The sequence below is a fragment of the Neobacillus niacini genome (assembly GCF_031457145.1).
Lineage (GTDB): Bacteria > Bacillota > Bacilli > Bacillales > Cytobacillaceae > Neobacillus > Neobacillus niacini_J.
On record NZ_JAVDVZ010000015.1, the window covers coordinates 1 to 26222 of the forward strand.

Annotated in this window: 26 protein-coding genes, 4 pseudogenes and 1 riboswitch; of the genes and pseudogenes, 18 read left to right on the forward strand and 12 right to left on the reverse strand. The window is 35.5% G+C overall.

What is annotated here, in order from left to right:
- Positions 1–205: 205 nt before the first annotated feature.
- From J2Y03_RS24030 to J2Y03_RS24040, 3 genes are all read left to right on the forward strand, one after another.
- Positions 206–421: a hypothetical protein gene (locus J2Y03_RS24030; protein ID WP_310199221.1), complete on the forward strand. Its 216-nt coding sequence runs from the start codon at positions 206–208 to the stop codon at positions 419–421.
- A gap of 241 nt (positions 422–662) precedes the next feature.
- A complete protein-coding gene (locus tag J2Y03_RS24035; RefSeq protein ID WP_310199431.1) occupies positions 663–1175 on the forward strand; it encodes a DUF3231 family protein in 513 nt (170 codons plus the stop codon).
- A 257-nt stretch (positions 1176–1432) separates the two neighbouring features.
- A protein-coding gene (locus J2Y03_RS24040; RefSeq protein WP_310199223.1) for an IS3 family transposase occupies positions 1433–2781 on the forward strand; the annotation gives its coding sequence in 2 pieces (ribosomal slippage) (positions 1433–1877 and positions 1877–2781; 1350 coding nt in all).
- A gap of 235 nt (positions 2782–3016) precedes the next feature.
- On the opposite strand, the gene J2Y03_RS24045 is transcribed toward J2Y03_RS24040, so the two are convergent.
- The 4 genes from J2Y03_RS24045 to J2Y03_RS24060 all read right to left on the reverse strand — a co-directional run bounded on the left by J2Y03_RS24045 (position 3017) and on the right by J2Y03_RS24060 (position 7170).
- On the reverse strand, positions 3017–3475 hold the full coding sequence (locus J2Y03_RS24045; RefSeq protein ID WP_310199433.1) for a YrvL family regulatory protein: 459 nt from the start codon (positions 3473–3475) through the stop codon (positions 3017–3019).
- Between the two features lie 317 nt (positions 3476–3792).
- The gene (dapA, locus tag J2Y03_RS24050; RefSeq protein ID WP_310199225.1) at positions 3793–4680 is read right to left on the reverse strand and encodes a 4-hydroxy-tetrahydrodipicolinate synthase; all 888 of its coding nucleotides are present in this window, start codon (positions 4678–4680) and stop codon (positions 3793–3795) included.
- A 128-nt stretch (positions 4681–4808) separates the two neighbouring features.
- A riboswitch (Lysine riboswitch) is annotated at positions 4809–4988 on the reverse strand.
- A gap of 168 nt (positions 4989–5156) precedes the next feature.
- Entirely contained in the window at positions 5157–6353 is a 1197-nt protein-coding gene (locus tag J2Y03_RS24055; protein ID WP_310199227.1) for a class I SAM-dependent rRNA methyltransferase, read from the reverse strand.
- Between the two features lie 229 nt (positions 6354–6582).
- The gene (locus tag J2Y03_RS24060; RefSeq protein ID WP_310199229.1) at positions 6583–7170 is read right to left on the reverse strand and encodes a M15 family metallopeptidase; all 588 of its coding nucleotides are present in this window, start codon (positions 7168–7170) and stop codon (positions 6583–6585) included.
- Between the two features lie 265 nt (positions 7171–7435).
- Between J2Y03_RS24060 and J2Y03_RS24065 the strand changes: the two genes are divergently transcribed.
- A complete protein-coding gene (locus tag J2Y03_RS24065) occupies positions 7436–8287 on the forward strand; it encodes a DegV family protein (protein ID WP_310199231.1) in 852 nt (283 codons plus the stop codon).
- A gap of 411 nt (positions 8288–8698) precedes the next feature.
- Positions 8699–8956 (forward strand): annotated as a pseudogene (locus tag J2Y03_RS24070) (TIGR03943 family putative permease subunit); the annotation flags it as partial.
- A 31-nt stretch (positions 8957–8987) separates the two neighbouring features.
- On the opposite strand, the gene J2Y03_RS24075 reads toward J2Y03_RS24070, so the two are convergent.
- The 3 genes from J2Y03_RS24075 to J2Y03_RS24085 form a co-directional block, all read right to left on the reverse strand.
- Positions 8988–9917 (reverse strand): TIGR03943 family putative permease subunit, encoded by a 930-nt coding sequence (locus tag J2Y03_RS24075; RefSeq protein WP_310199233.1) that lies wholly within the window; start codon positions 9915–9917, stop codon positions 8988–8990.
- A 12-nt stretch (positions 9918–9929) separates the two neighbouring features.
- A complete protein-coding gene (locus tag J2Y03_RS24080) occupies positions 9930–10928 on the reverse strand; it encodes a permease (protein WP_132095399.1) in 999 nt (332 codons plus the stop codon).
- A gap of 136 nt (positions 10929–11064) precedes the next feature.
- On the reverse strand, positions 11065–12069 hold the full coding sequence (locus tag J2Y03_RS24085) for a metal ABC transporter solute-binding protein, Zn/Mn family (RefSeq protein ID WP_132095401.1): 1005 nt from the start codon (positions 12067–12069) through the stop codon (positions 11065–11067).
- Positions 12070–12302: 233 nt separating this feature from the next.
- On the opposite strand from J2Y03_RS24085, the gene rpmG reads away from it, so the two are divergent.
- The 5 genes from rpmG to J2Y03_RS24110 all read left to right on the forward strand — a co-directional run bounded on the left by rpmG (position 12303) and on the right by J2Y03_RS24110 (position 15580).
- Entirely contained in the window at positions 12303–12452 is a 150-nt protein-coding gene (gene rpmG / locus J2Y03_RS24090; RefSeq protein ID WP_034674496.1) for a 50S ribosomal protein L33, read from the forward strand.
- 118 nt (positions 12453–12570) lie between these two features.
- Positions 12571–13773, forward strand: coding sequence for a GTP-binding protein (locus J2Y03_RS24095; RefSeq protein WP_132095403.1), 1203 nt, complete (start codon positions 12571–12573; stop codon positions 13771–13773).
- A gap of 139 nt (positions 13774–13912) precedes the next feature.
- Positions 13913–14209 carry an AbrB/MazE/SpoVT family DNA-binding domain-containing protein gene (locus J2Y03_RS24100; RefSeq protein WP_132095405.1) on the forward strand — a complete coding sequence of 99 codons (297 nt, stop codon included), beginning with the start codon at positions 13913–13915 and terminating at the stop codon, positions 14207–14209.
- Complete coding sequence (locus tag J2Y03_RS24105; protein WP_310199237.1) at positions 14206–14451, forward strand: hypothetical protein; 246 nt, start codon at positions 14206–14208, stop codon at positions 14449–14451. The genes J2Y03_RS24100 and J2Y03_RS24105 overlap by 4 nt, the downstream gene beginning before the upstream one ends.
- Before the next feature lie 415 nt (positions 14452–14866).
- Positions 14867–15580, forward strand: coding sequence for a hypothetical protein (locus tag J2Y03_RS24110; protein ID WP_310199239.1), 714 nt, complete (start codon positions 14867–14869; stop codon positions 15578–15580).
- 747 nt (positions 15581–16327) lie between these two features.
- Here J2Y03_RS24110 and J2Y03_RS24115 read toward each other — a convergent pair.
- Complete coding sequence (locus tag J2Y03_RS24115) at positions 16328–16738, reverse strand: hypothetical protein (RefSeq protein ID WP_310199241.1); 411 nt, start codon at positions 16736–16738, stop codon at positions 16328–16330.
- Positions 16739–17219: 481 nt separating this feature from the next.
- Positions 17220–17288, reverse strand: a pseudogene (locus J2Y03_RS29050) (YjcZ family sporulation protein); the annotation flags it as partial.
- Between the two features lie 272 nt (positions 17289–17560).
- Here J2Y03_RS29050 and J2Y03_RS24125 point away from each other — a divergent pair.
- The 6 genes and pseudogenes from J2Y03_RS24125 to J2Y03_RS24150 all read left to right on the forward strand — a co-directional run bounded on the left by J2Y03_RS24125 (position 17561) and on the right by J2Y03_RS24150 (position 20907).
- Positions 17561–17749, forward strand: a complete 189-nt coding sequence (locus tag J2Y03_RS24125) for a hypothetical protein (protein ID WP_310199245.1) — start codon at positions 17561–17563, stop codon at positions 17747–17749.
- A 244-nt stretch (positions 17750–17993) separates the two neighbouring features.
- On the forward strand, positions 17994–18089 hold the full coding sequence (locus J2Y03_RS24130; protein ID WP_310199247.1) for a DUF6366 family protein: 96 nt from the start codon (positions 17994–17996) through the stop codon (positions 18087–18089).
- A gap of 245 nt (positions 18090–18334) precedes the next feature.
- A pseudogene (locus J2Y03_RS24135) lies at positions 18335–18583 on the forward strand (NADP-dependent phosphogluconate dehydrogenase); the annotation flags it as partial.
- A 66-nt stretch (positions 18584–18649) separates the two neighbouring features.
- Positions 18650–18907 (forward strand): hypothetical protein, encoded by a 258-nt coding sequence (locus J2Y03_RS24140; RefSeq protein WP_310199249.1) that lies wholly within the window; start codon positions 18650–18652, stop codon positions 18905–18907.
- 227 nt (positions 18908–19134) lie between these two features.
- Positions 19135–20040 carry an AEC family transporter gene (locus tag J2Y03_RS24145; protein WP_310199251.1) on the forward strand — a complete coding sequence of 302 codons (906 nt, stop codon included), beginning with the start codon at positions 19135–19137 and terminating at the stop codon, positions 20038–20040.
- Positions 20041–20145: 105 nt separating this feature from the next.
- Positions 20146–20907: a sugar phosphate isomerase/epimerase family protein gene (locus J2Y03_RS24150; RefSeq protein ID WP_310199253.1), complete on the forward strand. Its 762-nt coding sequence runs from the start codon at positions 20146–20148 to the stop codon at positions 20905–20907.
- Positions 20908–21276: 369 nt separating this feature from the next.
- Here the strand turns inward: J2Y03_RS24150 and J2Y03_RS24155 are convergent, their stop codons facing one another.
- Together J2Y03_RS24155 and J2Y03_RS24160 are read right to left on the reverse strand one after the other, a co-directional pair.
- The gene (locus J2Y03_RS24155) at positions 21277–22359 is read right to left on the reverse strand and encodes a branched-chain amino acid aminotransferase (protein ID WP_310199254.1); all 1083 of its coding nucleotides are present in this window, start codon (positions 22357–22359) and stop codon (positions 21277–21279) included.
- Positions 22360–22597: 238 nt separating this feature from the next.
- Positions 22598–23206 carry a stage II sporulation protein M gene (locus tag J2Y03_RS24160; RefSeq protein ID WP_310199256.1) on the reverse strand — a complete coding sequence of 203 codons (609 nt, stop codon included), beginning with the start codon at positions 23204–23206 and terminating at the stop codon, positions 22598–22600.
- Positions 23207–23607: 401 nt separating this feature from the next.
- On the opposite strand from J2Y03_RS24160, the gene J2Y03_RS24165 reads away from it, so the two are divergent.
- Positions 23608–24150 carry a YhcN/YlaJ family sporulation lipoprotein gene (locus J2Y03_RS24165; protein WP_310199258.1) on the forward strand — a complete coding sequence of 181 codons (543 nt, stop codon included), beginning with the start codon at positions 23608–23610 and terminating at the stop codon, positions 24148–24150.
- A gap of 213 nt (positions 24151–24363) precedes the next feature.
- Here J2Y03_RS24165 and J2Y03_RS24170 read toward each other — a convergent pair.
- Positions 24364–24853, reverse strand: a pseudogene (locus tag J2Y03_RS24170) (pyridoxamine 5'-phosphate oxidase family protein).
- Between the two features lie 223 nt (positions 24854–25076).
- Here J2Y03_RS24170 and J2Y03_RS24175 point away from each other — a divergent pair.
- A complete protein-coding gene (locus J2Y03_RS24175) occupies positions 25077–25937 on the forward strand; it encodes an EamA family transporter (RefSeq protein ID WP_310199260.1) in 861 nt (286 codons plus the stop codon).
- The last annotated feature ends 285 nt before the right edge of the window (positions 25938–26222 follow it).

The following is a 26222-nucleotide window of genomic DNA, read 5'->3' on the forward strand; positions in this document are numbered from 1 at the left end:
GTTGGAACGCCGTATGCGGTGAAAGTCGCACGTACGGTGTGAACAGGGGGAAAAGGAGGCGATAACTTCAAACCCTTACCTATCTGTATTAATAAGCGAAACTTTCTAACTTTTCATCCGTATATAATGTCAGGAGGAGATTAATATTCATACAATAATAAATAGAATATCAATTGCAGTGATTGTACTAGTTGTAGTTTTGTTTTTGGTAGATAAATCTATTTTAGGAGTTAATTTTATAGGAGTTATTCCTTTAATTTGTTTATTCTTAGTTACTTCCTACATTGGTAAATTAGAGAAAAAAGCTGAAATTGATAAAAAAGTAAAAATAATAAGTTGGATTTGTTTTTTTTCAACTGCAATTATAGGATTAGTGCTAATTCTTTCGTTTCCTGATTTTTTTAATACATATGGTCTCTAGATCAACAGGAAAGCTTTTAGCTTATTCAATAAAGTGGTGCGATTCTTCAAGAACGAAGGATCGCTTTTTTGATTATTGAACTAAGTAGCAGTTTAGTTAAATAAGAACCAAGGTAAATAAACCCATAAATTAAAAAAACTTTTAGCATAATTTCTATTTTTTTGTTAAAGAATATCATTTGTACTTATTCCATGAAAAGGAGAATAGTATGAATTTATTATCGAAGGGAAGTAAAATAATTATGGGAATTTTAAGTGGAAATCCTCAAGATGAACCTTTGCATTATGGAGAAGTATTTGGTTTATGGAGCGCTTTATCAGTCACGAAAGCTGCACTAGATGGATATCAAGTCTTTATAAACCATACAGGTGATCAAGAATTAAAAGCGTTTTTAAAACAAGTAATTGAATCATCCATCAAACCTTCTATCAAAAATATAGAAGTAGTATTACTACAAAACGATATCGCAGTTCCACCTACACCAGCAGAACGACCTGAAGCTGATCTCGAACAGATTCCAGTTGGAGCAAGATTACAAGATGCTCAAATAGCTTATATGGTAGCTGCCGATATTGCAGCTGGGGTTGTAGCATGCGGACAAGGTGCCAGTCAATCAATTCGTGAAGATGTTGGATTATTATTTGGTCAAATGGGTGCAAAAAAAACAATAGATGGAGCAGCATTATTGCAAATCATGAAAGATAAAGGTTGGCTAGTTCCACCACCACTACATCATGAAACAAAACAACAATAAATAAAAACAAATGCTATAAAAACTAGAATCAAACAATTTTATTAATAGCCAAGTAAACTTTAATTAGTTTGAAAAATAAAAGGGTAGAAAAACAGATACAATATCTGCTTCTACCCTTTTTTGTTCATTTTCTTATGGAACTAACGGGTGCTTTAATTCAATAAGGAACAGGTATTTTTAATGAAGAAAACTCGCCAACTGTGAACTGCACCAAAATTGTTAGACACAAAACTAACAATGGAGGTGCAGTTTTTTATATGGCTAAATTTACATTTGAGGACAAGTTATGGGCAGTAATAGAGTATGAAAAAGGAACCCTGTCACATCGTGATATTGCTAATAAGCTAGGCACTGTTCATAAAACAATTCAAAAGTGGATAAATCTTTATAGGGAACATGGAGAGGATTCCTTAAGAAAAAGTTATACAAAATACTCTGCTGCGTTTAAAATGGAGGTACTCAAATATATGGACGACAATTGGGCATCTCTTAATGATACAGCGGCGAAATTTAAAATTCCCGATCCCTCAACCATCAGTGCTTGGAGGAGAGCTGTTGACACAGAAGGAGCGGAAGCCCTCTTACCAAAAAAGAAGGGGCGACCTCCCATGACAAAAGAAAGAAAGAAGAACGATTTGACCAACGAAACAAATGAATCCCTTATCCAAGAAGTCGAACGTTTACGAATGGAGATCGCATATCTAAAAAAGTTGAATGCCTTAGTTCAGGAACAGAAAAAATTACAACAAAAATCAAAGCGCAAGTAATTTTTGAACTAAGGAATGACTATAAAGTCGCTGAGCTGATCAAGATTGCGGGGATTAAAAGAAGTACGTATTATTATTGGACAAAACACATGGACCGCCCTGATAAATACGCTGAGGTTAAAGAGGCAATACAAGAGATCTATCACCAACATAAAGGTCGTTATGGACATCGTAACATTAAAAAAGAGCTTGATAAGAAAGGCTTGATTCTTGACCCCAAGACTGTCCTTAAGCTAATGAACCAGATGGGGATCAAGTGCCAAGTTCGAATGAAGAAATATAAGTCCTATCGTGGAAATATAGGGAAAGTTGCCCCTAACGTGCTAAATCGGGACTTTCAAGCTGATAAGCCTAACCAGAAGTGGGTAACGGATGTAACAGAATTCAACCTTTTTGGACAGAAACTCTACTTATCACCTATTCTTGATTTATTCAATAGTGAGATTATCTCCTATACAGTTAAGTTCCGACCCTCTTTTGATTTAGTGGGCGACATGCTTGAACAAGCTTTAGAGGTATTAAAACCAGAGGATAAGTTAATCCTCCACACCGATCAAGGATGGCATTACCAGATGGCAAAGTACCAAAAAACTCTGGAAGACAGGAATATTACACAAATCATGTCCCGGAAGGGAAACTGTCTCGATAATGCAGTTATTGAAAACTTCTTTGGCATTCTAAAGACAGAACTCCTCTACCTTCAGGATTTTGAAAATATAGAGCACTTTATACAGGAGTTACATGATTATATTTACTATTACAACAATATCCGCATGAAGAGTAAGTTAAAGGACCTGAGCCCAATAGAATACCGGTCTCAGATCCAACAGGTTGCTTAATATAGATATGTCTAACTTTTTTGGTTCACTTCAACTGTGGCGAGTTTCGCTTTTTTTTATAGCCATTATCAGAGTCAAAACTAATGTCATTTTGGCACGATTTTTCGATAAAGCACCTCAAAACGGAACCCTTTAATAATGAAATCCATGCGTTTTAATTTTACTTGTTTTATTTAACTAAACTGCATTGCTTTAAAAAGTGAAATTTTTCGCAATGCTTGTCTTATTCAATGGTTTATTTCTTAGAATTAAATCTTTTGCCTATTTTATCAAATTCTACACTATCAATCATTGGTGGTTCATCATCTTCCTCTTTAAATTTCCAACTGATAAGTCCAGTAATCAATGCGAATATGAGTGAACCTTGCCAAGTAATCGAAATATTATCCATAAAGTTATCGAGTAAATCAATTAACGCAAAAGTGAAACCTGTATTTAAAATAAACGATAACCAGCCCTTACTTGTTTGAAAAATACCGACAGATTTTAAAGCCTTTGGTATCGCATTTGTAATGAGAGAGAGAGGTATTTCAAGGAATATGTACATAACAAAGAAAAGTACTAAAGCACCAATTGAATTATATTGTAATCCGAGTAATCTCAAAAAGATGATTTCAAAAAAAGTAAAAGCAAGTAAAATTATTAGTACAATAGACATACAAATTACTATTGTTTTAATTTTATTTATATTTATCGCACCTCCTTACTTAACCTACACTCGTTAGTTTAAGAAAAATCCTTCACGCACCCTATATTTATATTAACATAAAAATACAATTACCCTTTAACATGCAAAATAACATAACGACAAAAGCTATTGCCATTATGTTATTTTGGATGAGATTTACCGTGTATTTGGTATGTTATAATCCACTAATCATTGATTTGATAGGAAAATAAAAACAGACCAAACTAATATGAGATTTGGTCTGCAAATTGGTATGTTATTTCGTATGTTTCTCCACCAAAACTGAACTACTTACTATGATGGCCAGGTACTATGCAGCAAACTTATACCAAAAGTTTAACTTTGCTAGCTTCTAAAACATTTTGCAGTGAAGACTTTTCATCTTCGCTTAAAGGAATTAATGGTAAGCGAACGCCTCCAACTTGAACGCCTTGCAAATTCAATGCAGCCTTTACCGGTGAAGGGTTTGGTGCAGCAAATAATGCTTTCATGATGGGGAGAAGATTGCGATGTAAAACCGCTGCTTCTTGCACACGTCCATTTTTAAATAGCGTAACCATTTCCTGCATTTCATTGCCAATGATATGAGAGGCCACTGAGACAACTCCAGCACCACCTATGGCTAAAACAGGTATCGTTAATCCATCATCACCGCTATATAAAGTGAAATCAGCAGGTGTTTGGCTAATGATTTCAGCCATGTCATCTAAATTACCGCTAGCTTCTTTTACAGCTACGATATTTCTAATTTCTGATAGGCGGACTAAGGTCTCCACTGACAAGTTTACTACACTGCGTCCAGGGATATTATAAAGCATTACTGGAAGAGAAGTGGCTTCGGCAATTGCTTTAAAGTGTTGATACATACCTTCTTGAGATGGCTTATTATAGTATGGAGTTACAAGCATAATCCCATCAACGCCCGCTTCTTCAGCCTGTTTCGTTAAGCTAATAGAAGCTCTCGTGTTATTTGAGCCAGTACCAGCAATGACTGGGACTCTGCCAGCTGCAACATCGACAACGAATTTAAATAAAGAAACTTTTTCGTCTGTTGTTAATGTAGGAGACTCGCCGGTGGTTCCTGCTACTACTAATCCATCAGTACCATTTGCAATTAAGTAATTTACTAGTGTTCTAGTTGCTTTGTAATCAATTTCTCCGTGCTGATCAAATGGTGTTACCATCGCTGTTAATACTTGGCCAAAATTCAATATACTCACCCTTTGGATAATTTTTGTTTGAAAAATTAGAGGTGGATCAGGCCAACAAAAGTTAACGCAAAAAAGCAGCAACGAGGGTTCGCTACTGCAGTAGAAACATAATAATAAACCGTTCCATTGCGTAAGATAGCCCTCCATATAGATACCTATATGACAGTTCTGTATTTCTTCAATAGCAGAACCAGCTTCAAGATAAATGAGATTCTATCAGCTTCGGCAAATTCCCCTTTCCACAATCATCCTAGGACCTCATCATCCTCAAACTGTGTACTAATGGTCTTTGCGCCTCTATCCTCACTTCATAAGGTAATGAAGTAAGAAAATATTTAATTATAAATAAATATAACAGAAAATTCATTCTAATACAAGTACAAAAGACGGTGAAAAGATGGTGAAAAGATGGTGAAAAGATGGTGCCTGTCACCGCCCGTGGACACTGTCCACCTCAGGCGGACAGTCCGAATTTTTTATTTTATCTTTTTGATGAAGACTACTTTTAGGTAGTTGGATTCTGGGTAATGTTTGTTGGTTCTGAAGTCTTCAGGGAGTGAATATTCTTCGATTATTTTATAGCGCTTGTTTGATTCCTTAAAGGCTGTATCAATGAATCCTTTAAATTTATCCATACCAAAGGAGCTGGCATTGGTTGATGCTAAGATGATTCCATTATCCTCTGTTATCGAAATAGCTTCCTTTAACAGGTTTTTATAATCTTTCTCGGCACTAAAGACAAACTTCTTTGATCTTGCGAAGCTTGGAGGATCAAGAATCACCACATCAAACAATAGCCCTTTTTTTACCGCATATTTAAAGTAGTTGAATACATCTTCAACAATGATATCTTGAGCATTGTCATCGATTTCATTCACACGAAATTGCTCGATCGTTTTACTTTTGCTTCGATTTGCCAGGTCAACACTGGTCGTTTTCACCGCGCCTCCTAAGGCAGCAAATACTGAAAACACACCAGTATAGGAAAAAGTATTTAATACCCGTTTCCCCTTAGAATATACATCACGTAAAGTTTTTCTTACATCCCTTTGATCTAGGAATACACCGACCATGGCACTTTCATTTAAATAAACGGCGATATTGACACCATTTTCTTTCACAAGAATGGGAAACTCTCCTCTATCGCCTGCGACGAAGTCATCCTCTTCAATGTATTTACCACTTTCATCAAAGCGCTTTTTCTGATAAATCCCTTTATACTCCACCAGTTCCTTCAATGAATCTATGATAAATTCCCGAAAATGATATATGCCTTTACTGTACCAGGTAATCAAGTAATAACCATCAAAGTAATCAATCGTTAAACCACCGATTCCATCACCTTCACCGTTAAACACTCGAAATGCCGTTGTTTCAGAACTCTTATAAAAAAATTCTCTCTGACTGAAGGCATCCTTTAAGGTCTTTTCAAAAAAATGATGATTGAACTGCTCCTTTTCTTTTCGGCTAAGCACCCAGCCGAGTCCTTTATTTTGCTTCCCATAATAGCCTTTGGCAAGAAAGTTATTTTGTTCATCAACAAGCTTTATGGTCATTCCTTCTTCATCTAGAACATTTGAATTAATAATGGTGTCCTTTGTAATGAGCGGGTAGCCGTTCTTAAATTTATTAACGAATTTTGATTTCACCTTTAAACTGATCTCAGTTTTCATCTTTTCATCCTATCAACTATGAAATGTATTTAGATCCTCACTAACATTGTAAACAAACTTCTTTCAAATCAATCAATCACTTTAAATCTGCAAATTGGGATAATCTCAGATTGAAATAAAGTAATCATAACACCCTAAGGCGGTGCCTGTCACCAAGGTGACACCTAAAAGGTGTTCGCCGTCCGTGGACGCTTTCCACCACAGGCGGACAGTGTCGGCTGTACCACGATTACTTTACATCATTGGTACCGGCTGTTAAGGATGTGTCTGCAGGTCTTTCTCCATTCTGCAATTCTGCAAGGGTTAAACCGAAGTTCATTTGCAGGTGAGGGTAGTCTTTAAATTGGCTCCAATCGCCGCCCCATTCAAACCCTAAAGCTTTTGCCAGTTCAACCACTTCGTTCCAATCACCTTTTCCATTTTGATTCCCATCGTATTGCATATCCCAAATGACCTCTTCGGTGGGAGTCTTTATAGCAAAATCAACAGCCAATCCAAAGTTGTGATAAGATTCTCCGCCTTTCGCATGCGTGACAATATTCCCTTCTGCAGTACGACCTTTTTCATATAGTCGATCCTGATCTTCAGAACTACGGAAATCATCCGTTATCATGATGACAATTCCTTTGGCAGCAGACTGTTGGACTAGTTGGTCCGACCGTTCTCTCACAATCGGATGGAGTTCGGTTGGCAAGGAAACATTTTGTTTCCTATTCGATCCCGTAAAAGGGTTAGTCTCCATATGATTGATGAAAATGAACAAAACAATAAGAAGCAGAAAAAATGGAATGAGTGCTCTAAATTTAATTTTCAACATAAAAATCCTTTCCTATCAATAATCTCCCTATGTACTAAGACGACAAAGATAGAATCATTGTTTCATCCTTATTTTGGTCATTTATTATTATGTCAGAAATGTGACGTTCAAGCCTATCCAATGTATCAAAATTTTGTCATACATGACAAATATAACTTGTGACAACGTATCCATTTTTATAAATTTAACGTGGTTACTAAATTACTATATTAAAATATCACCTATATATATATTTGAAGAATTTCAATGAAGGAAGAGGATAAAAGTGAACAAGCCAAAAATTGCATGGATTACTGACACAACTGCTTCTCTCAGTAAGGAATTTATTGAGCAGCATCAAATACATGTAATTCCACTGCATGTAGTAATCAATGATACATTCTACAAAGAAACAATCGATATTACCGCAGAAGATTTCTATGAACGAATGAAAAATGAAGAAGGAAAATTCCAGTCATCCCAACCGAATGTTGGTGAAATCGTCGAGCTTTATGAAAGGTTAAAAGCAGACTATGACTTTGGTATTGCCATTCACGCTTCCAGTACATTAACCGGAACCTATCAAACCTCTGTCATGGCTGCAGAAATGGCTGGATTTAAATTGTTGGCAATTGATTCACAAACAGGTTCGTATCCATTATCTTTTTTAGTGAAAAGAGGCATAGAACTAATAGAACAGGGAGTAGATATTGATGAGGTTGTTTCGCAATTAAACAACTTACGTGAGCACACCCGTTTATTTTTGGTTCCATCAAACTTAGACCAGCTTCATAAAAGCGGCAGGGTGTCAGGAGGCCAAAAAATACTTGCATCGCTATTTAATATCAAGCCAATTCTATCCATTGAGGATGGAGGGGCGGCAAAGATTAAAGATAAAGTTAGAACGGAAAAGAAGGCATTTGCTTGGCTGGTGGATAATCTAAAGGCTGACCTTGATACTAAAAAGGTTCAGAAGGTGGCCATTGTCCATGCGAACGATCGAGCAAAGGCAAACGTTCTTCAACAATTAATAAACGACACTTTTCCTGCTATAGAGACAGAATTATTAATGCTCATAACAGTAGCTGGTGTACATACAGGTGTCGGCACGCTTGGCCTTTCATGGGTTAATGAATAGATACAAAAAAAAGAGACACCAAATCCAATGGGATTGGGTGTCTCTTGTTGTTATGGAGTTAGTATATAAAAATTTCGTTGTTTTAGGCTAAATTAGATTGCTGGTTATTCATCTTCTGTATAAGCTTCGGTTGTCGTATCCCTACAATCCCAACACTCACAGCGATTTCTCTCCATGATCGACAATTCCGTTCCACAAGAAATACAGACATCCATAACGGCAGATTCCCCTTTCTGTGTGAATTTTTTGGTCTATGATATATATATATTCATGAAGCGTAAATATTAGTGCAACTAAAACTCGACAAAAAGTGTGATTCATAAAAAAAGACCCAGTTTTGCTTAACGGGTTCCATTATCTATCGCAAACATTAAAAATGTAAATTAAAATGAGTTACAATTCTCCTATAGCAAAGATGAATTAGCTGCGAACCAAAAATTTCTTTTCCGATTTGGAATTATTCACTGTGTTGCAGATTCGGGCGTGTTTGGAATGTTAGTGGAGCTTCCGGAGGATGTTAACCCTAATAATGATGAGTGGCTTACGGTAAGTGGAAAACTCGAAACCATCTACTATCAGCCCTTTAAGAAAACCATCCCGTATCTCAAAGTGACTTCATGGGAGACGATTAGTCCACCAGAGGATCCTTATGTGTATCGTCAATATTAATAGCCTTAGTTCAAAGAACTAAGGCTATTTTCTAAAGAATTTTCACACTTATCGGATAGAGATAAGGTTCCTTTGGTTCATTGATTTTTTTCCAGGTGGTAATTTTTATGATAGGAAGCTCTGTGCCATTAAAGTTCGTGGTATCCAAAACACCTTTCACTTCAATCCAAGTATTTTCTTTAAGTGATGAGGCTTCCGGTAGCTCTGATATGAATCCAATAATGCTGGCATCTGCAACGCAATGGGTAATCAAAAATCTTGATAGCACAAGTTGGTCTTGTTCAAGACCTTCTTCTTTATAAACAAATCCTTTTAACTCGATTTCTCGCCCTTTAAATTTCTCGATGTCCGTTTGAATTTCGTCATAGTAAGTAGAAAAAATATCATCATTCATCTTAATAGTCGAGCTTTGTAAAAGATGTTGTATTAATTGATTATATTCATCTTTTGTATAAACTAATTCTTCGATACGTGAAAGGTCAACAAGATCTCCATTAATAACAGGGTCTTCCTGTTGACTGTTGTTAGGTGCAGGCTTTTCTTCTTTTTCCTTCTCTGACTTCTGATTGGTTAATACAGCCAAACCACCTTTTTTATCAGCGATAGAGGCGTCGAGCACCTTCGCAGGGAGCAGGAACCCCGTGACTAACGGAAAAACAATAATAACATAAGCGATTAATTTTTTTGTATTAAAAGGAGAGACTCCATGATCGTGACTACAATTATGGTCGTGAGAATCGTGATGACAGTGGTGATGCTGGCTGTTTTCCTTAGCAGTCCATATCCTTGTCGTTTGAATAATAAACAATATTAGAAATAATACAGAAGCGGACTGGCTTAAACTCTCATATTTTGGATTAATAAATTTTGTCATTTCGCCAGTAAAATGAAGCTTGAGAAGCATGACTGAAAAAGCTAGTAAAATAAAAGCTCTAACTGCCTGCAGAAAATGGAATCGCACGACTTTCCCCCCTTAAATAAAGCTTTGCACAAGCATGATCGTAATAAAGATAATCGAAATGATTAAAGCTAACACACCGATAACAAATTTCACTCGAAATACGCTCAGCATCATAAGGGTATTTTTTAAATCCATCATCGGACCAAAGATTAAGAATCCTAGTATGGCGGAAGTTGGAAAAATATTGCTGAAGGAAGCACCAATAAACGCATCTGCTTCAGAACAAAGAGATAAGACATAAGCTAAGCCCATCATGACAGATAGAGACGATACCGTTCCGCTTCCTGCTTCTAAGAGTGCTTTTGCAGGCAAATAGGTTTGAACAAATGAAGCTAAAAAGGCTCCCATAACGAGGTACTTACCCATATCAAAAAACTCATCAATGGAATGGGTTAGCATCGACCAAAATCTTGTTGAAAGAGATTCTTTTTTAGGGAGTGCGTGTGAGGATCTTGTATGGATAGAAGTTTTTAATTGATTTCCTCTAAAAATAATGCTAACAACCAATGCAACCATCAAAGCGACAAAAAAACCTAACCCCATTCTTAATCCCGCAATCTTAAAATTGTTCCCAAATGCCATAAAAGTAGAGGCAATCACAATCGGATTAATTAGCGGACCAGTCAACATAAATCCAATGGCAGCATGAATTGGTACGCCTTTGCCAACGAGACGACGGACAATTGGAACAATACCACATTCACACGCTGGAAATAAGGCTCCGATGACACAGCTCATGATAATAGCTAAAACTTTATTTTTTGGAATCCAGCGTTGAATATGTTCTTCAGTTACAAAAATTTGGATCACACCCGCGATGAGGACTCCTATTAAAACAAATGGCAGTGCCTCTATTAAAATACTTAAAAATATCGTGTTTAGATTTAATAAAGACGGAGGTATATCATAGGAGATTTTAAAGCTAGTACTTAAAGAAAGCAGTGATAGTGCTAAAACAATGATAATAATACCTGTAAAATCTATGATATGGTTGCGAACAATGCGATACATAAAAACCTCCTGATTCTATTAAAGTATTTTGGTACATTTAATAGAGTATGAATAAAAATTAAATATATACCTATCGCTCCATCTATGTAAGGGAATCCCTGCCGTAATAAATGGCAGGGATAGTCGCATGTTGTTGTTAGTCATTTAAAACTGTTTTGATCGTTTCTAAATTCTTTCGCATAATGCTAAAGTAATCATCTTTTTGTTTAATATTTTCTTCTGTCACAGCCTCTAAATTATGGAGAGTAAGAGACTTTGCTCCTATTTCTTCTTGGATGATTTTTGCTATTTTTGGTGAAACATTCTGCTCGAAAATCACATAATGAACGTTATGTTCTGTAGACTCTTCAATGATTGCTTGCAGTTCTTTCTGAGTTGGTTCTTGTGTGGGTGATAAACCTGTTATTGCAATCGTTTCAATGCCATATCGCTTTTCCCAATATCCATAAGCAGCATGAGAGACTAATAAATTTCTCGTCTTTGAACTCTCAATGGTTGTTTTAAATTCCTGATCCAGTTTTTCCAGCTCGTTTTTTAGCTGTTTAAAATTGGTTTCAAACTCTGTTGCGTGTTCTGGCATTAACTCACTCAAAGAGTTTTTGATGTTATTGGCAAGGTCAATGGATAGTACAGGATCTAACCATACATGGGGATCTAAATCACCATGGTCATGTCCTTTTTCCTCATGGGCTTCAGATTCTGCGTGTTCCTCTTCTTCAGAATGTTCATTATCATCCTCATGATGTTCATCAGAATGACTAGATTCTATGAGATCAATTCCATCTGCGGCTTTTAAAATTTGTACTTCCTCTTTTTTCAATGCTTCCGTTGCTTTTTCTGCAAATCCTTCAATCCCTGCACCTGTATAGATAAATAAATCTGAGTTCGCTATGGTGATCATTTCTTTTGTTGAAGGCTCGTAGGTATGGGCATCTACATTTGGAGGGTAGATGCTCTTTACTTCAACAAATTCCCCGCCAATTTTTTTGGTAAAATCCTCGAGCGGATAAATGGTGGTATAGACTGTTAGAGAGCTTTTTTCATTATTTTCTCCGGTTTTTACAACTTCTTTGGATCCACAACCTGTTAACAAAAGGCTTAAAGTTAGAACAGAGGTAGACATAAGTGTAGAAAATTTCATAGAATTACTCCTTTTATATATATAAATTTTTATAGAATGTGATAAAACGAAATCGTTACGTTTTACATTCTAAAATAAATCTATGCGTTTGTAAATGAATTTAGGAATCATTTCGATTTATTTTTTTAATCAAGAAGTTATAGTTCTACCGCTTGACATTAAAATAAAATTAGGATAAAGTGCAAATCGTAATCATTTTGATTTGAAAAAGAAAAATTAAGGAGGAAAGAAATATGCGTGTAAAAATTACTTTGCAATGTACAGAAACTGGCGACAGAAATTATATTACAACAAAGAACAAGCGGAATGATCCGGAAAGACTCGAACTAAAGAAATATTCTCCTCGGTTGAAACGCTATACGATACACAGAGAAACAAAGTAAGTAAATAGCATATTTATAAATGTCCTTTACTACCCGAGTAATTTCAAGTTAATTAAGATATGTGTAAAGTATAAATCGTAATGGTTATTATTTGTGGATAACGGAAGGGAGAATGAACATGAAAGACAAAAGAATTCCGGTAACTGTTTTAAGCGGCTATTTAGGAGCAGGGAAGACCACTTTACTAAACCATATTCTTCAGAACCGAGATGGATTAAGAGTTGCAGTTATTGTAAATGACATGAGTGAAATTAATGTGGATGCAGAATTGGTAAAACAGGGAGGGGGGTTAAACAGAACGGAAGAAAAGCTTGTGGAACTAACAAATGGATGTATTTGCTGTACATTAAGAGAAGACCTTTTAAAAGAAGTGGAACGACTTGTCGAAATTGGAAATATAGATTACATTGTGATTGAATCAACAGGTATAAGTGAACCAGTACCCGTTGCACAAACTTTTTCTTACATAGATGAAGAGTTGGGGATTGATCTTACAGAACATTGTAAACTCGATACGATGGTTACAGTCGTTGATGCAAACGGGTTTTGGCATGACTTTGCCTCAGGTGATCTCCTTCTGGAAAGAAATCAGGCTGTAGGTGAAGAGGATCAAAGAAGTGTTGCAGACTTATTAATTGACCAAATTGAGTTTTGTGATGTCTTGATCCTTAATAAATGCGATTTGCTTGAAGAAGAACAATTAATTCAGCTGGAGGTTTTTTTAAGAAAGTTACAGCCTACAGCGAAATTTCATCGTTCAATTAAGGGGAAGGTTCGCCCACCAGATATTTTAAATACAGGTTTGTTTAATTTTGAAGCCGCAAGCGAATCTGCCGGTTGGCTTAAAGAACTGGAAGCGCCTGAGCATACTCCGGAAACTGAAGAGTATGGAATCAGCTCCTTCGTTTATAGAAGTTCGGTCCCATTTCATTCTGAAAGATTCAATCGCTGGGTGGAAGAAATGCCAGAAGAAATTGTGAGGGCAAAAGGAATCGTATGGTGCGCAACCAGGAATGACTTAGCTTTATTATTTTCGCAAGCAGGTCCATCGGTGCAATTAGACCCGGTATCTTATTGGATCGCATCCTTGTCCACAGAGCAACAAGCCCAATATTTCGAAGAAGACCCGACATTAAAAGAAGATTGGGATGAAAAGTTTGGAGATCGGAAAAATGAAATCGTTGTGATCGGAATCCACATGGATAAAGAAGTTGTGAAAACTTCTTTAGATCGCTGTTTATTGACAGAAGAAGAGATGATACAGAATTGGAACAAAATGGGTGATCCCTTCGTATGGAATATTACTACAGCAGTTAAATAAAATGAACGAGCCTACAATATATGAATGTAGGCTCATTCATTATATTTTGGAGCCCCCCCTTCCAATTTTATTATGGATAAATATATGCCTACATCTAGCTTTTGTATTTTAATCTAAACATTTTTAGGGAGGGATTAAATTGAATAAAGTAAAATTGAGAAAAACTGGACAATTGTACATTCCTAAAACTCTTACTAAAATATTAAATATTGAAGTAGGTGACATTATCAATATATTTATAGATGGTAAAAAAATTGTATTAACAAGTAAAGCAGGATTTGAAAAAGAAAATAAGTGTACTTATAATCAAAAAGGAACAATCCATATACCGGCAGAAATTAGAAGATTAAGTAATATCGACACAGATGCAGTTTTTACTATTATTATCGATGAAAAGGAAAAACGGGTATGCCTTATTCCTGATTTAACAGGTTGAATTATTCAGATTTTATATTGTGTCCAAGAATAGAAATCGAAAGAATAAAAGGTAATACTCGCAGACATATTGTTTATGCAAGTGCGTTAAATTATGGTTCACATCATGGTGACATTCCCTATGATAGAATTCATTTCACATTAACTGATACTCCAGAAAAGAGTGTTGAAATCAATAAAATTACAGTAGAAAAAGGAATTTCTGAAAAAGAAAGCCTTATACAATGTAGAAAAAGAAACTAAAAATCCTTATTTCACTAACGGGTGCAATACCTAAAGATGGGGGTCGCTGCGGCGCTCTCTTTTTTTGTACGAACGAAGCAGGATAGTGGAAGAAGGAAAAGCGTAGTCTGACATTGAATTACTTGGTTATTTAACATATACCAATCAACTCACATTCACGATTTGCTTCATTCAGTCCTTTTATGGATTTATATAATCCTCGATTTAAACTACGAGTATTAGTGTAAGTATAAATAATAATAGGAGAAATCACATCTTTTATAGGATGTGTAAAGGATATGTAAAAAATGAAAATAATTTGTTAAATTTGTCGAAAACCCCCCTCAAGGTTTGGAGTAAGTACGTAGCTTTTAGCTAGAAGTACATAAACAGGTGAATTTTTTTAATCCCCTGCCCACTTTAGGAGGACTGAACGATGGATAACGTAATAGCTATTAGTAAACTCGTAATTGAAAAACTTCTATCACTTAATATTTCTTCACTGTTATTAGGTGTATTGATTGGAGTTTATGTTACTTACAAATTAACGATTGATAGAAATCGTATAATGGAAGCTAACGATGCATATAAAACTGTCTATGGCTCTCTTTTTATAAAACTATCCACAATCAAAATAAATATAGAAATAAAGAAAAAGGAATTTGGGGAAAGAAATTTCAGAAAATTAAACAAACAAAACAAGAAAAATAGGAACATTACTTTAATAGCAAAGCAAATTTTAGATGTATCAGATGATATTCATAAAATGGTTAATATACATGATCAAGACAAACTTAGTATGATTGTAATTTCAAGATATTTTGCTGTAGAGAAAATTAAAGAACAGATTAGGATTTTAGAAATAAGCATGTTGGAATTAGGTGAAGAGGAACAATATAGAGAGAACAGAATAGCGCGGTTAAACTATGAATTAGCTTGTGCTAAAATCTCATTTGCTCAAGGAATTTTAGCAGACATACAGAAAATTTTAAAGGTGGCAAGGATTAACGATCGGGAAATGAAAAAAAATATTAAGTTTCTTTTAAAGACGTGCAGAGCTGCAAAGAAAAAAGAGGTGTCAAAAAGGTATGGTATTGAAAAGTCCAAGAATGTAAAAATATATGATGCAAAGAAAAAAACTGCTGGCTAAAAAGTATCGGAAAATCTTTAAATGTGAAAAATAGTAAAGGTATTATTTTTCTATTTTCCTCCATTAATTTCCCCAGTTTACACGGAAACGTTGATTAAAGGCATTCTTTAACTTAAATTGATTCTAATTTAACCCTATTTTTTGGCCTCATCATTTTTCCAAAGGCTATCCACTAAATATAAGGTTGTTTGTGAAGGATTACACTTAAACTCCCATGAAAATAAAAACTGAAAAAGGGCATGAAAAAATAGACCCAGAAAAACCAGTTTTTAAAAAAAGGCTGAGCCTCTTGAAGGATCGTATATAAGATGGCTGGTAAATCGTCTTGTGAAACCTTTCTACTTAAAATGAAATCAGTTAAAGCTGGCGCAACAACCAGAAAAAGGATTAATCTCCCATGAGTGCTACCCCTAAAGGGTGCGACAGTCGGTGGTACACCGTGGTCGTTGGAGTCAGACTAACGGATGGGCTTAAAAGCACCATAGTTCAAAGACCTTCTTCGCCAGCATTAAAACAGTATAGACGGTCTTAGCCATTTTCATTCTCTGTGGTGCAGCGCTGATTTTGCGCTGCATGGATGGCTAACGGGTGCGTTAGTTTAGTAAGAGATACCGTCTAAAGACGGTATTTTTAATGTCTCTTGTTTTTCTGCGATCATCGAGCTGATCTTCTCTTTGTATTTCTCATTTATGGAAATTTCTTCGGTAGTATTTCCATAATTTCTAGCATGTCGGGTAAAGTTTTTGTCTAACTTCCATTCTCGCAAATTGGACATGGTAACTGACCATTGATTTGAAATGGTTTCGTGGTGAATCGAACTGTATTTGATTTTCTTTTACTTTTATTCTTTTTGACTACATTATCATTCTTTGTGTATACATTTGTATTCGTTACAACTACATCATCACTCATTTGGTCATCATCTGTATTCACTTCTGCTAGTTGTATGCTTGCAACTGTTTCTGTATTGCCTTCTATCCCTGTTATTTCACCTTTTACGAGCAAACAAACTGCTTCACTGATAGATAAAGAATAAAGACCTAGTTCATCACAATACGTCTTGAAATCATCATAAACGCTTTCTTGCAGCCTTGCGGTTAATACGGTCGTATTTTCTTTTCTTCTTCGGTTTTGTGCGAACTGTTCTAAGTATCCCATGTCATCCTCTCCTTATGTTTCGTTTTGAATGATGATGAAAACATTCTGCATTCTCTTTTGATTTCCTGCTGAATGATGACGAATACAAAAAAGCCCTTGCGTAGTAGCAGGGGCTTTCCTTTTGAACTTAACGAACCATCATAGGCTAATGGTGGATAGAACTGAAACTGACCATGAAGAACATTTTCCCATTTCTATTCCCTTCTTTTCTTCTATGGAATCTATCCCATGGAAACACTGTTTAAATCATTTGCTTAAAAGAATCTGCGTCTTCTATCGAATTCAAAACGTCTTCTTCTTTCGAAGTCAAAGCCGAAAGGGAAAAATGGAAAAAAAGGGAAAAACCTTCTTCTTCTAAAGTCGTCACGAAAAAACCTGTCTCTTCGATCAAATCCAAAAAACGGCATTTGATTCCTCCTCCTTTCATTTCAGAAGTCTGTATGACAAAGGGACACTTAACCTGCCCTTTGTTCTGTACTATTTAGCAAAATGAAGCCCCTACAATGATCAGAAGAATGAACAATACAACGATTAATACAAAGCTGCTGCCGCCAAAGCCACCGCCGTATCCATAACCGCCGTCGTATCCATCGTATCCGCCGAACCAACCCATTTCTTTCACCACCAATCGGACAAAAGCTATTTCTCCTTATGTATATTTTTTAAAGACAAGGATTGATTGGACATACGTCATCGTGGTTAGGACAAAAAAATTTCTAAAAATAAAAAAGCGTCTGCAATACAATGCAAACGCCTCTTCTGAGGTGTTATGTTGGCCTGGCGGGGGCTTAATAATAACTTATGCACTCAGAATTCAGCTGAATGGGACAAGTGCTGATTAAAAGTAAATTAAGCAGTGAAAAGTACGGGATACTGTTAATGAGTTTTATCTGGGAGCAGATCGAGAGTCTGAAAGAAGACCATCAAAAGCAGATTGTTCAGCTTCAAAAGGAGAACGAAGATCTGAAACAAACAAAGAAAAATGGGAAAAAGGGAACTGCTGCGGAATAATAAGCGGCAGTTTTTTAATGATATAAGAAAGGTATAAGATTGATCGCTTCTTCAACTAACGAAGCAGGTTAATGGAAGAAGGTATTACCAAGAAATTAGAGGATAGGGTATTCATAGGGGGTGTTTGACTTGAATAATCGACAAGAAACTCCAGAAGAAAAGAGAGAGATTAAGACAAGAAGAACTTTAAAAAAATCCAACAGGTGCATTAAAAGATGGATTTAATAGAGCTGAAAATGGCAATTTGGCAGACTTAGTTGGTGGTTTGGGTTGGAAAGGAACAGGAATACTAATTATTGTATTAATAGTTGGATATGTTTTATATAAACTGTTTTTCTAAAGAATTTAAGCAAACTTAGTTCAACTAAAGGGCGCGATTGCTGAACAATGAGCAGTCGCTTTTTTACTAGGCGGATCCGAATAGTTCTATAAATAATTAGATGTAAATAATTAAGGAACGCAGCTAATCTTCCGAAGGTAGCTGGGTTTTAACGTTGGATATGCAAAATAATACTTAAAATAAGCGCAAAATATCTCCTAAAATGACAAATGGGGAAGACTTCCGCGTAGGCAACCTTATTACTTTTATTACTAGATCCTTACTTTAAAGATATCGTTGAGAACTATCAGCAGCCATTACGTCAAGTTCTTGCTGTGGCAATTGAGTGTGGAATCCCTGTTCCATCCTTTGCAAGCGCAATTGCTTATTATGACAGCTACCGTACAGAAACGCTTCCAGCGAATCTATTACAAGCACAACGTGACTATTTTGGTGCACATACGTACCAACGTATTGATAAAGAAGGTATTTTCCATACAAACTGGATGGAGTAAGATTCCTTGTTTTCTTAATATGAGACAAAACTGCCAGTAAAATGGTTGGTTTTGTCTCTTTTTTTGATGGATTTATTAATCGGAAAGCAATATCAGTCAAAATCATTAAAAATGAAAGCAGCTTCAGAAACTGTTTTTTTATGCTGCAGTGGTAAAATATATGTAAGCTTTACAACGCTTAATAAAGGCGTGAGGGCTGTGGAAGATCGAAATAATTTGTCTTTTGATGAATGGATTATTGCATCTTATCGTATGCAGAGAGTGGATTTCTATCCTTTTCAATTTCACTCACATCACGAATTTGAGATTTATTTCTTCTGTTGATTAAAACCGTTCTAGCGAATGCTTTTTGCGTCAACACGCAATAAAATTGAATTGCATCCAACCAGAGGCGTTCTGATTCTTGCGTTATCCAAAAATAATATAAGCGAGGAGTGTTTACATTACAATAGTAAATGGCGTTGCTACCATTCTTCTTGATATCATCAAAGAAACAAAATTTTATCATTTGCTTTTTAAAAACTACAATTTTTCAGAGGAGCAATTTAGAAATGAATCAAGCATTTATAAATATATTACTTATAATTGTTTTAGGTTATCTATTAAAACGTATAAACATTTTAAAGGAAAAAGATGGAGCAGTAATTTCAAAAATTATTTTTAATATCACCCTACCGGCTTTGGTCATTGTGACATTTAATTCTGTTAAAATTGAACCTTCTTTAATTTTGTTACCGGTCATCGTCATTATTTTTGGACTAATTTCTGCGTTTCTTACTTTTTTTGTATTTAAAAAAGAGGAAAAAGAACTTAAAGGCACTTTAATAATGCTTGCTCCTGGAGCTAACGTTGGATTATTTGCATATCCTATTGTTCATGTTATGTGGGGAACAGAAGGTTTAACGTATTTTGGAATGTTTGATGTAGGAACTTCAATTGTTATTTGGGTAATTGGCTATATATTAGGTAGCTATTTTTCAGAAGAGGGGCTGACCCTTAAGCCTGTTGCAATTCTAAAAAAACTCGGAAATTCCATTCCCTTAATGACTTATATCGTTGCTAGTATTCTAAATTATAGCCATATCCAATTGCCTTCAACGATAATTGATGTTGCTACTACTATATCTCAAGCAAATATGCCGTTGTCATTATTATTATTAGGACTATATTTGAATTTTACATTTGACAAAAAGTATTTTAAACCTATTATGAAATTTTTAACTTTCCGATACGGTTTAGGACTACTTTTTGGTTTAGCATTATACTTCTTCCTTCCTTTCGATCAAATGTTTCGATATACACTCTTAATCGGACTATTACTACCAGTTGGAATGTCAGCTTTAGTATTTGGAATTGAATTAAAATATAGCACCACTAATTTAATTGCCACGATCGCAAATATTACAATTTTGATTAGTATTGTCCTATTATATGTTTTTGCTATCTTTATACTTTAAATTATTGGTTTCAAGTACGGAATAATGCAGGATGACATAGAATCGTGGTATAAATCAAAGGTACGAAATTGAAAACGAATACATAAGGAAATAAGGAGGACAACTATGACAAGACTAGGCATACAGATTTCAAGCGTTCGGGAATATCTTCAAACCCCTGAGGATGTCTTGGCATCGTTCAGCAAAGTAAGTGAGATCGGTTATAAAACGATTCAGATTCAATGGATCAACCCTGAAATCCCAATGGACTTCATTCACGATGCCTTAAAGGAAACGAGGTTGGAATGCATAGGGACACAGGACCATTATGATGTGGTCATTTCTCATTTGGATGAAGTCATAGAAATCAACGACCTTTGGGGAGGTTCTTACATTACCGTCAGCGGGATTCCAGAGCGCTACCATTCTTATGAGGGCTGTCTGGAGTTTGCAAAGGAGTTGAATAAACTTTCAGAATTCCTTGAAACAAAAGGAAAGATCCTGAACTTCCATCCAAGATATATGGATGTGTTTCAATATGATGGGCAAAATTCACTTGACATCATCTTCGAAAATACCAGAAGTGACTTTCAATTTTTATTAGACATCTATCATATCATCCATGCAGGTCTAGATCCGATTGAATGGATTTATAAGGTGAAAGGACGAAATGATTTAATCCACTTCAAGGATGGGATGATCGATTCGGATGGAAATAAAGTGCTCATGCCTGTTGGGCAAGGCGCAATCCGATGGAAGAAAATCTTCGATGCCACGATCGAAACTGGCGTAAAATATGCTTTCGCCGAACAGGAGAAATGGCAGAAAGATCCATTCCAATGTTTAAAAGAAAGCTACGATTATATTATGATGAATGGAATAGAGTGAAATATATGAACGTGCGAGACCACTGGTTTTAATAAAAAAATCGCCCTCTTTTGTAAGACGAAATAGAAGAACAGCTATCGAAGACAGTAGAACAGCTAAAAGAAGAAGTTCAAACGATAGAAGCCCAAATGACTCCGCAATAGTTTGTGAACTTTCCTACTTAAAGTAACGGGTGTGTTAGTTCAACAAGTTAATAGAAATCAATAAAAGAAATGGCTCAGTTTACTATACTGAGCCATTTCTTCTATTACAAAAACAGATACAAAACACGGTACAATTAGGTTACATTTTCGGCTGCACTTTCAGGTTTTGCGATAGGAAATAGAACCTGTTAAGCCTTTATGGATCTTTTCTTTGAATTTACCAATTTTAGACCTCAACCTGGGCAACCTTCACTGTCCAGTTAAATGGGTCTTCTTTTTTTCCTAGCTGTATTCCGGTCATCTCATCATAAATATCCTGAGAGAGGTGTCCGATTTGATTATCGTTAATGACGATGGTTTTGTCGTTCCATGTTAATTCGCCAACAGGTGAAATAACGGCAGCGGTTCCTGCCCCAAAGACTTCCTCTAATTCTCCACGTTCATGTGCAGCAAATACCTCTTCAATCGAGATTCTTTCTTCACGCACAGGGATATTCCAATGCTTTAATAATTGAATAACAGAGTCACGGGTAACACCTGGCAGAATGCTGCCAGTTAATTTCGGTGTGACTACTTCGCCGTTAATCTTGAAGAAAATGTTCATACTGCCAACTTCTTCAACATATTTATTCTCTTTCGCATCCAGCCATAGAATTTGTGCATATCCCAGTCTATCTGCTTTTTCCTGTGCCTTTAGACTAGCAGCATAATTACCTGCGTTCTTCACGTGGCCCACTCCGCCAATGACCGCACGGACATACTGCTCTTCTACATATATTTTAACAGGATTTAATTGGCTGCCATAATAGGCTCCTGAAGGGGAAAGGATAACGAACAATTTATATTCTTTAGCAGGACGTACACCGAGATAGGCTTCCGTTGCAATAATAAACGGACGAATATAAAGGGATGTTCCTTCACCTTGAGGAATCCAATCCTTTTCTGTAAAAATTAATTGTTTGATCGCACTTAATAGAAAGTCCTCATCGATTTGTGGAATACACATTCTGTCACAGGTATCATTTAAACGCTTCATGTTTTTCTCTGGACGGAAGAGCTGAGCGGTGCCATCTGCGGTCCTATAAGCCTTCATGCCCTCAAAAATAGCCTGTCCATAGTGAAATACCATTGCTGACGGTTCCAGTGTTAACGCTTCGTAAGGCGTAATTCGCGGGTTGTACCATCCGTTTTCGCTGTGGTAATCCATCACAAGCATGTAATCCGTAAAATACTTACCGAAACCTAATGAATCTGTTGCAGGTTTTTCCTTTAAAGCCTCTCTTTGAATAAATGAAATTTCCTGATTCATGCTCACACCTCATTCTTATTAATAGGTTCAGTTTTAAACACAATTGAATCATTCTAAACTGACACATATCAAAATATATAATAATTATATTTTTGAAATAGTAAAAATACTTTCTTATACTATACCACTTTTTAAATTAAAACAGGATATTTTTGTTTTTGTTATGTCTAAAGCTACCGTTTTTGGAAGACTGTTATTTCATTGCGACTCTTGCAGTGAATTTAATCTGTTGAACCTACTACTGAAATAAATTAAGTATGATATCGGCTATGTAAGTTTCCAGGAATGCAGCTACGATCATGATAGGTAAAGATAAAACAACGTAAATTTTTATTGTCTCTAAAAATTTTTTATTAAGAGATATTCCTTTTTTATCTTTTTTGAATATATTTTTTATTTTGATTCTAATAGCCTTATTTAGTTCAAAAAGAATAGCTGCAAATAAGCAAAAGGAGAAAACTTCAAAAATATAATGTGGGACAGCAGAAATTATTATTTCTAAACCTTTCTTTAAATCGGCTTGCAAACCAATTCCAAAAAGAATTCCAGGCAGAGAAACAGTTAAAATTATATTTATAACATATAGAAATTGTATTGGAATCAAAGCCAAGATAAACATTTGTAAAGGTACCATAAAGCCATTATTTACGATAAATGACCACACTTTATCTAAACCAACGGATTCTCTTGCTTGGTCTGGTATACGGTTTTTCATCCCTCTCACTGTTTCTTTTAAGTCTGGATTGATGATATAGGTTATCATCGCTGCAATAATTGTTATGATTACTGCAAATATTAAAAATTTAATAGACCTTTTAAATACAATTTTATTAACTACATTTAGCACAGTAAACCTCCTCAAAAAACCCTAACCATCGATAATAGCTTTTAATTACCTAGAAACAAGATAAAATATATTCTACAATATAGCCCTGAGAGTTTATGAATATTTTTCCACAATCTACTAATTTATTTTAACATAAAAATTCTAATTCCCTTCAAAAAGTAAATTCGGTCAAACTCACGATGATCGGCAGTATCCTCATAACGGTCGGAACAGTATTGCTTATTTTATAATCCATAAGGCGGTATCTTCTTTAGAGAGGTACGGTTTTTTAAAATGATTCTTCACAAATAGTGAGTTTTAATGGTTTCTTATATTCTTTTAAAAAAATTCCTCCAAGTCTTTACATAAAAAAAGGGATTAAAGGTAATTGTAAGCTTGAACTCATATTAGGAGGAAATTATATGAAGGCTATTAAACAAATATTCGCCTGCCTATTGATAGGTACATTGGTGACCGGGTGCAATATGAAAGATGAAGGCAGAGGAACGGATCAGCACGGTAAGATAAATAACCGAAATTCTGGCGGAATAAATATAGGAAATAGTGTAGGAAATTCCAATCTTAACCTTACGAACACATCAACAAATAATACCAATACTAATCATTCAGGGTTACACATAGAAAATGAGGCAGAAGATAAAGTTGAGAATCTACCTGAAGTAAAACAAGCCAATATTATTGCATTGAATAGAAATGCATATGTAGCTGTCGTGATTGATGAAGACTTTCATGGTGAGATTAGTCCATTTGTTGAAGACCAAATTGCTCAACAGGTAAGAGAATCAGACGCAAACATCCAAAATGTATATATTTCAAGCAAGCGTGACTTTATCAGACAGATGAGCCACTATAGGGATGAAATCCAAAATGGCAGATCAACGGATGGAATAAATGATGGGTTTAATTCAATGGTTCGTAAATTCTTTTTAAATCATCAGAGGTAAAAGGGAAACTCAAGGGTTTCGTTACCCATCGCAAAAAAATGTAACTTAAAATGAGTGCCAAATTGTATGCTGATTTGTCACTCATTTTTTATGGATGTAAAGTCCCAATTTGTAAGGAGACAAGGCTGTTGTACCTCACATTTTGATATACAATTCGTTCCTACCAAATAGCAAAATGGATTGTCCTATAACCAGACAACCCATTTTTCGGTGTTATTTATTTAATTCAACCGTTTCATTAATATCTGTCGATTTAGAACTTTTCCCTGTCATGCGGTTATAGAAAAAGGCGATTCTCTTCGTAAAATTACCGGTTTCCCAATATTCAGCTGCTTCCGCTTTAACCTTTATCAAGACAACATTAGGATCATCAAAAGAAGTTTGCATAATCTTCTCATATACTTTGCTCCACAATTCCTTTTTCTTGTCTATATCCTCAATGATTTCCGCTCTTCCACGGACGGATACAAAGGATTTACCTGCATAAGCCACATTAACATCTTTATCATGTAAAATTTCTTCGTATTTATTCGTCTCTTTTTTAGTGAAAAACCATAAGTCACCATCAAACTCTACTTCTTGTGTTTTCATAGGACGAGAAACAAGCCCTTCTTCAGTCACCGTAGTTAGTCAGCATGGCCGTGTCTACGTCTTTGATTAACTCTCTTATTGTTTCCATTTCTTCTTGTTTTATATTAGACATTTCTATCACCTCATTCATGTATACAGAGGTATGCTACCCTTTACACTGACTTTTATTCAGATATGTCGGATTACGATAACGAACCCTAACAAAATGAAACCAAACTACCGGAACGAATAGAGCAGGTATAAACGAAGTGAATTTTAAATAAAAAGGAGTAGTTTTTGATACAATAAATGGTGCGTATAAAACTCAAATATTTATAGATAAAAGCAGGTGCATGATGAGTATTATTTTGGCATTATTGGCAGCTTTATTTGCTTCCTTCACAGCGATTTTAGCAAAGGTTGGGATTGAAAATGTAAATTCCAATCTAGCGACCGCAGTTCGGACAATCGTAGTATTCATCATGGCTTTTATCATGGTCATGATAACTGGTAAGCTGGATACGATTTCTCAGATTTCAACTAGCGCTTTATGGTTTATTCTGTTATCGGGGTTTGCAACAGGCTTTTCATGGTTATTTTTCTTTAAAGCCCTTGCGATTGGTGATGTGTCCAAAGTGGTACCGATAGATAAATCAAGTGTGGTCCTTACCATTATTATCTCTATCCTTTTTTTAAAAGAGCCAGCAGAACCTTTTGTGATGGCTGGTGGAGCGATCATAGCAATTGGAACGTTTATTTTGATTGGAAAAAATGAAGAAAAGAAACGATTTTCAGGATCGCAACAATATATTGTTTATGCTATTTTAGCGGCAGTATTTGCCGCGTTAACATCGATATTAGCAAAAGTAGGAATGGAAAATGTTGATTCCAATGTGGCTACTTTTCTACGAACTATTGTGATCCTCTTATTTGCTTGGGCCATTGTATTTTTCCAAGGAACCCATAAGAAATTGAAAAGGATATCGAAAAAGGGATACAGCTTTTTAATCCTATCTGGAGTAGCTACTGGTTTATCATGGTTATGCTATTTTGCAGCGCTGGCGATGGGGAAGGTTTCCATCGTCGCTCCCATAGACAAATTTAGTGTAGTCCTCACGATGGTATTGAGTTTTACTATTTTAAAAGAAAAAGCGGCCAAGCATACTATTATCGGCGGTATCGTCATAACAGCAGGAACGATACTACTTATTTTATGATAAAAAAGGCGGTAACCTTATTGATAACAAGTACGGGTTTGATATGCTTTTCTGAAATTTAAAGCCGAAATGACAAATGTTTAGACAAAGCAATGGGTATATTAAAACGCAAAAATTCGCCGCATGGTGAGTTTTCTTTATAAGGCTTAATGAAGACCAAATCACTTTAGAAAAACAGAGAAAGTGGTCTTCATAAAGGCGATGAAGACCAAATTCCTTCAGAAAAACAGAGAAAGTGGTCCTCATAAAGGCGATGAAGGCCAAATCCCTTCAGAAAAACAGAGA